The following is a 12,710-nucleotide window of genomic DNA, read 5'->3' on the forward strand; positions in this document are numbered from 1 at the left end:
CGGACGCTCCAACCTCCAAAGCTCTTCATGCCGGAAGTTGTAGAGAGAGCAGGAACAGGGCTCCGGAAAAGGTGAAGAGCAGATGAGAGTGAGAGAAACTGGAGCTTCTGTCTATTGAACAGTCAGCGTCAGGTTAGCCGAACTCTTCGCTCCTGTGGCCGCATCCATTGCGGTCATTACCAGAGCATAATTCTGTGCAGTCGGGGATGAACTGGAAGAACCATGATTGCCACCGCAACCGCTCAAACTCAACATGGCTCCCAATGACAATGTCGCTATAGCCAGCATTACCGATAGGCGCAATAGCTGCCGCTTTCGCAACGATGTCATCCCTGCCAAGGGCAGGATCAACAGCGCAAATGCCATCGTGGCCAGAGACCCTTTCAAGGGTGAGTTCTCATTCCGGGCGGTCTGGGCATTGCTGGTCTGGATGGTCAGGGTGACCGTGGTCGCTCCACTACCGGCCGGAAGTGTCACCGGAGAGAAGGTCGCTGTCGCCCCTGTAGGCAGACCCGTTACGCCGAACGCCACCGTGTTGGGGAACTTTGTCCCGGCTCCAGGCGTCAGGGTAAGGCTGTAACTTACCATTCCACCCGCAGTCGTCGTAGCACTGGCAGGACTCGAACCCGAGGCAAGCGTAAAGACGTCTGCAGTTACGGTAAAGCTGGTGGTCGCAGATGCCACACCATAGTTACCGATGCGTTCCTGGTTGGCGCTTAGAACGACCGTACCTACCCCGGTGAGCGTAACCGTCGAACCGGAGATAGTTGCCGGCCCACTGACCACTGCATAAGTTACCGCTCCGCCGGAAGCCGAAGTTGCACTTACCGTAAAGGGTGCGGTGCCATACGTCTGTGAGGGGATCGCTGCGAAGCTCAACGCGGGCACGATGGGCGCAACGGTAAAGCTGGTGGTTATCGTTATCTCCTCATAGTTGACAGTGGCTAACTGCGTGGCGCTCAGAACTACAGTACCTATCCCGGTAAGCGTAACCGTCGAACCGGAGAGGGTTGCCGGCCCATCGATCACGGTATAGAACACCGCTCCACTGGAGGCCGAGGTTGCACTTACCGTAAAGGGCGCGGTGCCATACGTCTGCGGAGCGATCTCCGCAAAGCTCAGCGCAGGTACTCCGGGGGCAACGGTGAAACTGGCGATTGCTGTCGCTGGGCCGTAGTTTCCACTGGCTGCCTGACTGGCGCTTAGAACTACATCACCTGCTCCGGTGAGGGTAACCGTCGAGCCAGAGATGGTTGCCGGTCCACTGACCACGGCATAGGTCACGGCTCCACTGGAAGCCGAAGTTGCACTTACCGTAAAGGGCGCGGTGCCATACATTCGCCCGAGAATCGTTGCAAAGCTCAGCACAGGCGCTGGTGGCGCCGTCCCACTCAATGCAATGCTCTGCACCGCATAATTTGGCGCTACGGCATTAAGGCTGTTATCCGTCAGCACCAGGGCTCCGGAAGAGGTCCCTCCAGTGGTTGGAACAAAGTTGATGGGCAGCAGGCAGGAGCCACCCGCTACCAGGGTTCCGGCCGTTGAGGCGCTGGCTCCCACAAGAGGACAGGCCGTCGTTCCCGTGCTGTCCAAACTAAAGTTGGCCGAGATGCTCGGATTATTTCCCGAAGCTGGAATGGGGAAGCTCAATGGAGCATTGCCGATGTTCTCGACTGTTACCGTCTGGACGCTGCTGGTGGGATTCGCAGGCGTGGTCGTGAAGCTGAGGCTCGGTGGATTAGCGAAATTCAGCTCCCATGCCGCGCTACCATCAGCGCTCGAGGCAAAGACATTCCCGATACCATCCACTGCCACTCCCAGAACATGATTCAGGCCGCCTGCTACCGTACTTTGGGTGTAACTGCTCCCCGAAGGCGTCTCCTTGACGATCTGGTTATTGCCGGTATCCGCGATATACACGTTGCCGCTGCCGTCGACAGACACCGCATGGGGCTGATTCAGCCCGCTACCAAGCGTGCTCTGGGTGTAGCTGCCGTTGGACAAGGTCTCCATCAACACCTGGTTGTTTGTGGTATCGCCGAGATAGACATTTCCTTGTTCGTCCACGGCGATTCCGGAGGCATTAACGGCCTTGGCAATGGTGCTCTGAGTGTAAGCGCCTGCGGTCAGAGTCTCCTTCAACACCCCGTCTGTAGGGCTGGCAATATAGACATTTCCGTTCCCATCAACCGCGACCGATTCGACATTGCCCAGGTTGGTGAATGCGACACTTTGCGCATAGCCGCCACCGCTCGCCGGAGTCTCTTCCAGCACCTCCGCGGCATCCTGATCCGCAATGTAAACATTTCCGGCCCCATCGACTGCGACCCCAACGGGATACGCCAGACCGGTAGCTACCGTGCTCTGGGTGAAGCTCCCGTTGGATAAGGTCTCCTTCACAACCGAGTTCTGAGGACTGTTGCTACTGACAGCATTCGCGATATAAAGATCTCCCGCTGTATCCGCCGCCAGGGCATAGGGATTGGTCACATTGCTGAGAGATAAGGTGCTCTGGGTACCAGGCTGGAAGTTCACTTGAGGCCCCAGTCCGGTGCCATGAACATACCCCGTGGCAATTACATTCCCCGAGCTGGACTGCAGTTCCGCCGCCCCATACCTAGGCCCAGCTAAGCCCGGCTTCAAGACCACATCCACGGTGCAGCTATCGCCCGCAGCATGTTGGAAGGTCGTTCCAAACGTGCTGCAGGTTCCTGTACCGGCATCGGTAAAATCCAGACCCGTTTGGCCCTGGGTCAGCACCACGGGGGCGCCAATCGTACCTGCTGTGTCGAGGGTAAAGATCAGGGAAACAGGCGAGCTTGAACTGCCAACGCTGACCATGCCGAAGTCTCCGGCTGATGGAGTGACCTTCAACAGACTGTTGGAAGTAGCCACAAAGACATTGCCGCCAACATCCACTGCAATATAGATCGGAACTACATCAAAATAACTACTACTACCAACCAGGCTTTGAACGTAACTGCCATTTGATGGCGTCTCCTTCAATATCTGGCTTGCCTCCGCATCTCCGGCGGTACCGTAGACGGAGATATAAACGTTGTTGCTACCGTCCACTACAACACTACTGACAGAACTCAGGCCACTGACGATCGTGGTTTGGATGTAGCTACCGCCTGACAGCGTCTCTTTAAAGACCTGATTGCTGCCCGTGTCTCCAATGTAGACATTCCCACTTCTGTCAACAGCCAAAGTAATGGGCGTAGAAAGATTACTTCCGATTGTGCTCTCAACGTAGCCATTTCCCGAAGGTGTCTCTTTTAACACGCGGCTGTTTAGCGGATCGGCTATAAAGATATCTCCGCTCGCATCTACCGCAATATTCAACCTAAAACCTAGGTTGCTGCGGACCGTGCTCTGGGTATAGCTGCCGTTCGACAATGTTTCTTTTAATGCCCTGCCGTTATTCGAATCGGCAATATAGACGTTCCCGCTCGCATCTACTGCAACTCCGGTGGGCGAGCTCAGGCCGCTGCCGATTGCGGTTTCGGTGTAGCTACCGCTCGATAGCGTTTCCTTGACAACCCGATTATTAGAAGTATCAGCAATATATAAGCTGCCGTTCGCATCCACAACGATCTGATGGGGATTATTAAGGCCTGCGATAGGCAACGTGACTTGCGACCCACTGAAATGCGCAGTCTGCGCATAAGCGCCTGAAGATGCCACTCCTGCAATCATAGACAGAACAGCGCCCATTCCGGCAACGGCACAATTCTTCCATAAAGGACGAATAAAGGAGTTAGCGGAGATAGTGCGAGGACGCAGGAAGGCAGAGAAGGTGTTCAACAGAGACTCCACGAAAACAAGTTGAAGTTACGCAATCGGCGCCACATTGCTTCAAGGTTGAAGACGCAACGCCACAAATAAAGTGCAATCTCTGTCAGATGAAACCGGCTGCGGGACTCATTGTTTCTGTACACAGGAAACCTGGCCCGTAGTTACAATCCAGCAACAATTCTTCTAGTGATCGGCCTAGACACGGTACCACGGACATTCCAGCCTTCGCTACACCCTTCGTGTGAATCAGCGGAGGTACGAGGTTTCGGAAAAGCTGAAAACACGATTCGTTCAAAACTCGCTTCGCAAATCGAGCTCCACTGAACGGAGTTCAATAATTTCGCACGTTTTCGCTTGTACCTCTCCAATACAAAGGAGACGCTCGTAATAGAGGACAACAGAAGATGGCAAAGCTTTCGCGACGGGACTTCACGGCGCTCTGTGGTGGTGCGCTGGCGGCAGGTGGATTGATGGCCTCGTGGCCGCTCGGCGCGGAGGCCGAGGCCATGGCAGACGACAAGCTGACCACCATGACCCTGTCCGAAGCTTCGGCTGCCATCCGGAATCGCAGCGTCACCCCAACCCAGCTGACGAAGGCTGTCCTGGGACGCATCGCCGTCTACGATCCCAAGCTGAACTCCTACATCACCGTGATGGGCAGAGAAGCTTTGAAACAAGCCGCCCAACTGGATGAGGAACAGAAGGCGGGCAAGTTTCGCGGGCCGTTACACGGCATTCCCATCGCCCTGAAGGACAACATCGACACCGCAGGCACCCGCACAACAGCGGCCAGTGGCGTCTTCCAGAAGCGCATCCCGACCGAAGACGCCACCATTGTGCGCAAGCTGAAAGCCTCGGGCGCGATCATCCTGGGCAAGCTGAACCTCCATGAATTCGCACTGGGCTGTACGGGCGATGTCTCCTACTTTGGGCCGACACGCAATCCCTGGGCCCTCGATCGGGTAACCGGCGGATCTTCGGCGGGCTCCGGCGCTGCTGTTGCCGGGGACCTCTGCTTTGCGGCGCTGGGGACCGATACCGGCGGCAGCATCCGGGTGCCTTCGTCGTGGTGCGGTATCGCCGGACTGAAGCCGACAACCGGACTCGTCTCGATCCGCGGCATCATCCCCTGCGCCGCCTCACTGGATCACTGCGGACCGATGGCGCGCTCCGTGGAAGACGTCGCTCTGATGCTGGGAGAGATGACGGGTTATGACAACCTCGACATCTTCAGCGTGCAGCACGGGCCCGAAGACTACACGAAGGCCATGAAGCAGCCGGTCTCGAGCTTCAAACTCGGCGCGCCCGCCGAGTTCTACGACCACATGGAGCCCGAGGTCGCAGCAGCCATCGCCGCTGCCTGCGAGGTCCTGTCCAAACTGACTGCCGGCATCACCTCGCATGCGCCTTTGCCGGACATGCCGGAGGGCAACAACTTCTTCATGCAGCTCGGCGATACGGCCTCTTACCATGAGCCTCTGTTTAAAGGCGCCCCAACGGCCTACATGCCGCCCACGCGGATGCAGTTGGAGAGGATGATCCAGGGAGGCAGCGCCGTGGATAGTGCCCGCGCCCATGATGAACTGGCCCTGATTCGCAGAACCGTGGATGCAGCCTTTACCGATATCGACCTCGTCGTCATGCCGACCATCCGCAATCTTCCGCCCACCATCAACGACTCGCTGGCAGCAGAGATGGGGACGAAGAAGCCGCGGGTCTATGACTTCTTCGCAGCGCCCTCGGGCTGCACCAACACGGCTCCGTTCGATGTCTACGGTCTCCCCGCACTCACGATCCCCTGCGGCTTCAGCACCAGCGGCCTGCCCATCGGACTGATGATCGCCGGGCCGCACTTTGCCGAAGGCAAGGTGCTCGCCCTGGGCTATGCCTACCAGCAGGCCACGGACTGGCATAAACGCAAGCCGACGCTTACGCCGGACATGGTGCCTCCGTCGATCGTAGAAGCTTCGTAAAAAGAACCAGGGCACGGAAATGCCCTGCGATCACACAGCATCGCGGATATGCGATCCTGAAATAGCGATGCACAGCTCCATCACAAACCGCAGCAAGGCCGCAGCGTTACTGCTCTGCGCTTTGCTGGTTGTGATGAGCATCGTCTCGCCGATATGTCCCACCTGCGATGGCTTTGGAGGCTGGCACAGCAACCATGCCCCGCTTGCCGACAAGCAGGCGCCGCCTGTGAACGACACCTGCAATGGAGTCTGTTCCTGCTGCGGCTTTCACTGGCTGCCACCCCAGCAGACGCAGTTATTTACAGTCGCTGTCGTAACGATCGTTCCTGTCTTGTGGAAGGAACATTACCCGACACACGATACCCCGCCTCCTTTCCTGCCCCCTCGCGCTTAGCCCAGAACAGAAATCGCAACACACGCTTCGGCGTGCGATCTCACTTCTTTCTGGAGCCTGAAATTTATGACACAACTTCGCTGCGCCCTTCTCGGGGCGGCTACCCTGCTCTGCATGGCGCAGATGCGGGCACAAACTCCTACCGTGGAAACACCAGAGGCCAATCCGGGCCGCCCTACCGTCTCCACGCCCGCGACACTCACTCCCGTGGGATATCTTCAATTTGAAAACGGTGGTCTCTACGCCCAGACATCGCCCGAATTCAAAACGCGATTCGGCATCAATCAGGTTACGAAACTCGCCGTGACCTCTCGCCTGCAGTTGCTGGCGCTCTCAGAACCGTTCGTCCACGCAACGGGAGCGGAGGTCTCAGGAGACCGCCCGGGCGAGGTCTTTGCCGGATTACAAGCAGTGGCTCTATCGGGAACAGGCCACACTCCCACGGTGAGCCTCAGCTATATCCGCCGGCTCTACGAAAGCCCCGCACCGGAGATCGATATCGGCACCTTCCGGCAGAGCGCGCTTTTCCTGGTAAGCAACGATCTCGGCGGATTCCACTTCGACGTGAACGGCGTCTTCTCCGAACAAGCGGAAGGAACCGTTCGTCGCGGGCAATTCGGTCAAACGCTTTCGGTCTCTCACCCGCTGGCCCGGTTCACGATCTCAGGAGAACTCTGGCACTTTACGCAGCCGCTCACGAGAGGGAACGCCGTCGGCAACCTATGGGCAGGGTCATATCCAATCAGGAAGAATCTGGTCGTAGATGCAGGCTTCGACCATGGACTCACCTCGACCTCGACGCATTGGGAGGAGTTCGCAGGATTCACGTATGTTCTGCCTCATCGGCTCTGGGGAGGGCGGGAAAAGCATTAGGACCTAACAACGCTCGCGCCCTAAAGAATCAGATCGGAAGCTAATCAGGAACATAGCGCGAAGCGCGTTCCCTGACGCTTTAGCGTCAGGGAGTCGGAGGGAGCCGTAGCCTTTAGACTACGGTAGCAAGGTCAGGCGAGAATCGGGCTTCAGTCTCGGGCCTTTTGTTCGCAGCCAAAAGAAGGCCCGGGCCTAAAGGCCACATCTTTGCCAAGCCTGAATTCCGTAGCCTAAAGGCCACGGCTCCCTCCGAACCGCGACGCTCAAGCGTCACGGTGTGACGCTTCGCGCTGTTGTGAACGCGCCTGATTCAACAAATTTTATGATTCATCCGACAGAAACCCTTTGGCATCGTAGAAAAAACTTCCAGGTATTGCTAACAGGAGCACATTCTCGATACCCTAGAAACATCATGCGCCTGCAACCGGAAATCGCTCTCGAACCAACCGCAACCGCATGGCCCGACCGCGTCGGGATATGGGCATCCGTCCTTTGCGTCGTTCACTGCCTGATCACACCCATCCTGCTTTCGATGTCGACGGTCTTTGTGCACTTCCTTCCGTCGGAGGAGCGAACGCATCGGTCGCTGGCGCTGATGATTGCGCTCATCGGAACGATTGCCCTCATCAGGGGATTCCGCACTCATCGGCGGGCGCGGGTGATTCTCCTAATGGTTGCAGGACTGGGTTGCATCTTCTTCGCTGCCTTTGCAGGAGACCGGCTGCCTGGCCACTGGATCGAAGTGGCAATCACCTTTCTCGGCAGCCTCCTCATGATTTCAGCGCACCGCCTGAATCACACGTTCTGCAAAGACTGCGCCTGCTCAAGCCGGTAAAAGTTACGAGCCGTGCAGCAGCAGGTGCATCGCGATAGCACCCCCCAGCGCGACGAATAGAGCAATAGGCATAGCGACGATGCCGACCTTCAGGAAATCCCAAAAGCTCACATCCAGCTTCTCCTTGCGCAGGGCGAGCAGCCAGAGGATGGTTGCGAGCGATCCTGTGACGGAAAGGTTGGGCCCCAGATCAATTCCGATCAGCACCGCATTCGCGAGCAAGCCCTTCGCCTGTGCAGCATGCAAGGTCGCCCCTGCAATCAAACCGAGCGGAAGATTGTTCACGAGATTGTTCGCAATGCCTACCGCGTACCCGACGACCAGGGTGCCTGCTACCGCGGGAAGGTTTTGCGCCCAGGCCAGCCAGGTCTGCGTCAACTTCAGCGCGCCCTGGCTCTCGACCGCGTCCACCAGGAGAAACAATCCTGCGACGAGAACCAAGGTTCCCCAACTAATCTCGGCGGCCAGCTTGAGCGGGTTGCTCTTCGCCTTGATCGAAACAATGGCTGTAATCACCAGGGCCGCAAGGCAGGTAGGAAGTCCCAAATCCTTCCTCATCGCCGAGGCCGTCAGAAGAACGGCGATCATCACAGCCAGACCCGAGAGGACCAGCTTGCCGTTCGTGCTGAGAGGCGCGTCCTCAGCCTCGCTATCGATCGTCTCGCAGAGTTCTTTGCGAAACAGGAAGCGCATTACAAGATAGGTTGCGCCAATCGAAAGCAGCGACGGCACCCCAAACAAGGCGAGCCATTGTCCGAGCGGTGGCATCCCCGTATGGAAGACCACGAGGTTTGCGGGATTGGAGATCGGCAGCACGAACGACGCGGCATTCGCGATCAGGGCGCAGATAAAGAGATACGGAAGAGGTTGAATCTTTGCCTTCCGTATGGCGGTCAGAATCGCAGGTGTAAGAACCACCGCCGTCGCATCGTTCGACATGAAGATCGTGACCAGCGTTCCGACGGCATACACCATCGTGAACAGCCGCGTACAGGAGCCCTTCGCACTTCGCACCGCGACCGATGAAACCCAGTCGAAGACGCCTTGCTCGCGTGCCAGTTCGGAGAGCAGCATCATGCCGATCAGGAAGAGATAGACGTCCGATCCCTCGGCCACGGCGTGCCCCGCAAGTGGCAGCGGAACGAGACGAAGAGCAACCAGCAGCAAAGCCCCACCGCTGATCCAATAGACCTCCGCAATGCCACGCGGGCGCACCAGCATCAGCAGGATGCTGAGCACCACGATGAGTGGCAAGAGAATATGAGCTAGAGCAGGAGTAGGCACCTAACCTTTTCTCCCGTACTTCAGTGCCCTCTCAACATGGCATCGTTGCAAAGAGTTTTCAGGCTCGCGATTCATGCGGCCACTCCGGAAGGTGTCTTGGTTGAGGCTGGCTTGCTGCCAGCAGGGTCATCCTGTCTCAAGGTCTCCGGGATACCGAAAAGCAGCACCAGCACAGCGAATATCGCTACCGCACCGAGGGAAAGGAAAGAGACGCTGTAACTAAAGTGTTGAATGATCTTCCCTCCAAAGGAAGTGCTGAGCGCCGCGCCCAACCCAACGGCAGTAGCCAATCCTCCCTGTGCGAGATTGAAGCGGCCGGTGCCGCGCGTGCGATCCGCGACGACAAGCACCGAGACCACACCGAAGATGGCGTTCGCGACACCATCGAGTAGCTGGATTGCGATAAGACCACCCTTGTTATGCGTCAGCGTATAGAGCAGCGCGCGAAACGGAAGCACACCGAAGCCCAGCAGCAGAAGAGGCTTTCTCCCGATACGATTCGCGAACCGGCCGATCGAAGAGGCAGAGAGCATAATCACAACCTGCGTGACCACAATGCAGGCGGACATGAACGGAGCAGCCGACGCACGCGCCCCTCCGGAGAGCATCTCACCAAGCTGCGGAAGCATGGCAGCGTTTGCGAAATGAAAGAGAAAAGCGCAGACCATAAAAAGCAGGAGAACCCTGTCGCCAAGAAGCGTCTGCATAACAGATGCAGTAGTTCCAGGCTCTCCCCCTTCAAGCCTCTCGCATCCTCCGCGTGCCAGTTCATAGTCAATGTCATCACGCCGAATGGACGTCACCGAAAGAACCGTAGGAATCGTCAGGACAGCCGCGGAGATAAAGATAGTGCGGTTCCCCAGAAAGTGACTGACCACGGCGATGAGAAGAGCACAGAAGACATTTCCCGCCGAGTTGAAGGATTGATTCTTTCCAAACTGCCGGTCGAAGAGAGACACGCCGACCAGCCCCATCGTGATCGCCGCGAGTGTGGGCGCGAGGAATGGCCCAGCGCCGCCGATGAGAACCTGCGACGTATAGACCGCCCAGGGCTCGGCAGTCAGGCTCAGCAGAATTGCGCCCAGGGCGAGCACACCGCAGCCACAGATGAGAATCATCCGCTTGGAGCGCAGCTTATCGACCAGGGCACCTGCAGGGGTCTGCAGGGCAACGGTGATGATGCCACCCAGCGTAAGGGCAACACCAACCCGTCCCGGCGCCCACCCTGCACCGGCGAGATAGGCGGCCAGAAAGGGACCGAGCCCGGTCTGCACATCGGCAAGAAAGAAGTTCGTGGCTTGCAGCGCACGAAGGCTCTTCCTTTTCTCAACCAGAATGTTGGGCTCTGTCTTCATATACAAGGAGATCGAAGTCGCCTATGCGAGATACAGATTGCTCGTAACTTCAGAGTTGAAACGTCTGCGAGACTTCGGCTACGCCAGCAGATTAGAGCGAGAAGCTCCTCTCCTCTGATGCGAATGCCGCAAACAGAAGATGTTCCGCAGTCCGCAAAAGATCGGCTAGCGTTCTACCAGGAAGAATCCGATTCGCAGGCTCTACAGCGCACGCGCCGTCAACTGGGCAATATCCAGCAACTGCGGCGGCTGTTCTCCGCCGACCGCACCCAGGGCATCGCGGAACATCGTATTGCAGAACGGACATGCCGTACCGATGGTCTGCGCTCCGGTGGCGACAAGTTCCTTCGCGCGCACGTGGCTTACGCGCTCCCCAGTCTCTTCACCAAGAAACGCCAGCCCTCCGCCCGCCCCGCAGCAGAACGATCGCTCATGGTTGCGCTCGGCTTCAACCAGCGAACCCGCAGCCGCAACAACCGCACGAGGCTCTTCGTAGACGTCCTGGTAGCGGCCCAGATAGCAGGGGTCGTGGTAGACGATGCTCTCGCCCTTCTGTTTTGGCAGCTTGTCCGCAAAGCGCGCCATGAACTCGGAGTGATGTTCGATCTCCGGAGCGATGCCGTACTCGCGCCAGTCGGTAGCGATGGTGCGAACACAGTGCGGGCAGATAGCGACAATCTTCTTCACCTGCGCCTGCTCAAAAGCTTTCAGTCCCGCCTCAGCGAGCGAGCCGAAGACAAGATCGTTGCCGAGACGGCGTGCGGGATCGCCCGTGCATTTTTCTTTCTTCAACACTCCAAAGCTCGTGCCGAGATAGCGCATCACGCGTGCAAAGTCGGCGATGATCTCGCGGCCCTTAGGGTCGTAGCCGCCCATGCAGCCCAGCCACAGGCAGTACTCTTGCGAGCCATCGAAGATCGGGAACTCCTGTTTGGCGATGAACTTCTCCCGCTCCAGCGCGCTCAGGCCCAGGGCATTGCCCTGCTTCTCGAGCGCGAGGAAGAGCTTGGTGCCGTAGCGGTCCTCCCATGCGCCGGTATTGACCGCGCCGCGCCGCAGACCAACCATGATCGGCAGATGTTCCACGCCGACCGGGCACTGGTACTCGCACGCACCACAGGTCGTGCATTCAAAGGCGGCCTCCATGCTGAGGTAATTGGCGACGGGATTGTCTGGTGAGGTATTGGCTGACTCTTCCCTCATCTCGTTCAGCAACGGCGTCTCGCTGGCCGGACCGAAGGTATTGAGATAGCTACGCACGCCCAGCACAATCTCTTTCGGGTTGAGCACCTTCCCAGTCGTCGAAGCAGGACAGTGCTCAGTGCAGCGGCCGCACTCCACGCAGCTATACGCCTGCAGCGAGATGATCTGCGTGAGGTCCTTGCCCGCCACGAGGCCGAAGTCTTCGTCGCCCTCCAGCTTCGGTATCTGCGAGAACTCGCCGCGCTTGAGGAAGACCGTCAGCGGACTCAGCACGAGATGCAGGTGCTTGGTGTGCGGGATCAGCGGCAGAAAGATCAGCAGCGCCAGCGTGTGGGTCCACCAGAGGAGCTGTACGGCCACGCTATCGTCCGCCACGAAGAAGGCGGCGAGATAGCTGACCATCAACACAAAGATCAGCCCGGCGATCACACCGGACTCGACCGAGACCTTCTCCCCCAGCCAGCGTGGACGCGAGATGAAACGCCGCCAGAACAATCCGGCGATCGATATCGCAACCAGCACCGCCCAGATGCCGGCGAAGCCGAAGTAGAACGTCCCCACGAAGCCCGCGTGCTGCAGAAAGCCAAGGCGCACTCCTGTCGCGAGATGGTTGAGGCTGACCAGCGCAAACGCCAGGAACCCCCAGAAGACGAAGGCATGCGCGATGCCCGGCAGAGGCCGCTGACGAATGACCTTCGCCTGGCAAAGAACCTCCCAGACGAAGACCCAGACGCGCCTGCCGACCGGGGCAAACGAGAAGTCCGCGTCCTTCTTCGAGCGCCAGATGTTGCTGGCAATCGGCCACAGCCGCCAGAGAAACATGGCTGCCGAAGCAGCGCACAAAAGTAGCAGCAGAACCATCTCGACAACCGAAAAACGCAACGGTTCAGCGAGGACAATACTCGCCAAAGCTCTCATCTCGAAACCAACAGCAGCCACTCGTGCCTCCGCATAAGAGCGAACTTGCCACAATAGCAGATGCAAACACCGACTGT

Annotated in this window: 8 protein-coding genes; 4 read left to right on the plus strand and 4 right to left on the minus strand. The window is 58.1% G+C overall.

What is annotated here, in order from left to right:
- Positions 1-111: 111 nt before the first annotated feature.
- On the minus strand, positions 112-3,807 hold the full coding sequence (locus ACIX8_RS22320) for an NHL repeat containing protein (protein WP_014267663.1): 3,696 nt from the start codon (positions 3,805-3,807) through the stop codon (positions 112-114).
- Positions 3,808-4,202: 395 nt separating this feature from the next.
- Here ACIX8_RS22320 and ACIX8_RS22325 point away from each other — a divergent pair, with 395 nt between their 5' ends.
- From ACIX8_RS22325 to ACIX8_RS22340, 4 genes are all read left to right on the plus strand, one after another.
- The gene (locus tag ACIX8_RS22325) at positions 4,203-5,771 is read left to right on the plus strand and encodes an Asp-tRNA(Asn)/Glu-tRNA(Gln) amidotransferase GatCAB subunit A (RefSeq protein ID WP_014267664.1); all 1,569 of its coding nucleotides are present in this window, start codon (positions 4,203-4,205) and stop codon (positions 5,769-5,771) included.
- Positions 5,772-5,838: 67 nt separating this feature from the next.
- Positions 5,839-6,165, plus strand: coding sequence for a hypothetical protein (locus tag ACIX8_RS22330; protein ID WP_044177311.1), 327 nt, complete (start codon positions 5,839-5,841; stop codon positions 6,163-6,165).
- A 66-nt stretch (positions 6,166-6,231) separates the two neighbouring features.
- Positions 6,232-7,038 (plus strand): hypothetical protein, encoded by an 807-nt coding sequence (locus ACIX8_RS22335; protein ID WP_014267666.1) that lies wholly within the window; start codon positions 6,232-6,234, stop codon positions 7,036-7,038.
- A 412-nt stretch (positions 7,039-7,450) separates the two neighbouring features.
- Positions 7,451-7,873: a MerC domain-containing protein gene (locus tag ACIX8_RS22340; RefSeq protein WP_014267667.1), complete on the plus strand. Its 423-nt coding sequence runs from the start codon at positions 7,451-7,453 to the stop codon at positions 7,871-7,873.
- 3 nt (positions 7,874-7,876) lie between these two features.
- On the opposite strand, the gene ACIX8_RS22345 is transcribed toward ACIX8_RS22340, so the two are convergent.
- The 3 genes from ACIX8_RS22345 to ACIX8_RS22355 all read right to left on the minus strand — a co-directional run bounded on the left by ACIX8_RS22345 (position 7,877) and on the right by ACIX8_RS22355 (position 12,654).
- Positions 7,877-9,157 carry an arsenic transporter gene (locus ACIX8_RS22345; RefSeq protein ID WP_014267668.1) on the minus strand — a complete coding sequence of 427 codons (1,281 nt, stop codon included), beginning with the start codon at positions 9,155-9,157 and terminating at the stop codon, positions 7,877-7,879.
- A 71-nt stretch (positions 9,158-9,228) separates the two neighbouring features.
- Positions 9,229-10,512: an MFS transporter gene (locus ACIX8_RS22350; RefSeq protein WP_014267669.1), complete on the minus strand. Its 1,284-nt coding sequence runs from the start codon at positions 10,510-10,512 to the stop codon at positions 9,229-9,231.
- A 201-nt stretch (positions 10,513-10,713) separates the two neighbouring features.
- Positions 10,714-12,654, minus strand: a complete 1,941-nt coding sequence (locus ACIX8_RS22355; protein WP_014267670.1) for a (Fe-S)-binding protein — start codon at positions 12,652-12,654, stop codon at positions 10,714-10,716.
- Between the last annotated feature and the right edge of the window lie 56 nt (positions 12,655-12,710).

It is taken from the genome of Granulicella mallensis MP5ACTX8 (assembly GCF_000178955.2).
In the GTDB taxonomy this organism is placed as follows: domain Bacteria; phylum Acidobacteriota; class Terriglobia; order Terriglobales; family Acidobacteriaceae; genus Granulicella; species Granulicella mallensis.

Bases quoted from the DNA above. Each gene is read 5' to 3' on its own strand.
- ACIX8_RS22350 (WP_014267669.1), bottom strand. From the start codon at position 10,512: ATGAAGACAGAGCCCAACATTCTGGTTGAGAAAAGGAAGAGCCTTCGT.
- ACIX8_RS22340 (WP_014267667.1), top strand. From the start codon at position 7,451: ATGCGCCTGCAACCGGAAATCGCTCTCGAACCAACCGCAACCGCATGG.
- ACIX8_RS22330 (WP_044177311.1), top strand. From the start codon at position 5,839: ATGCACAGCTCCATCACAAACCGCAGCAAGGCCGCAGCGTTACTGCTC.
- ACIX8_RS22325 (WP_014267664.1), top strand. From the start codon at position 4,203: ATGGCAAAGCTTTCGCGACGGGACTTCACGGCGCTCTGTGGTGGTGCG.
- ACIX8_RS22335 (WP_014267666.1), top strand. From the start codon at position 6,232: ATGACACAACTTCGCTGCGCCCTTCTCGGGGCGGCTACCCTGCTCTGC.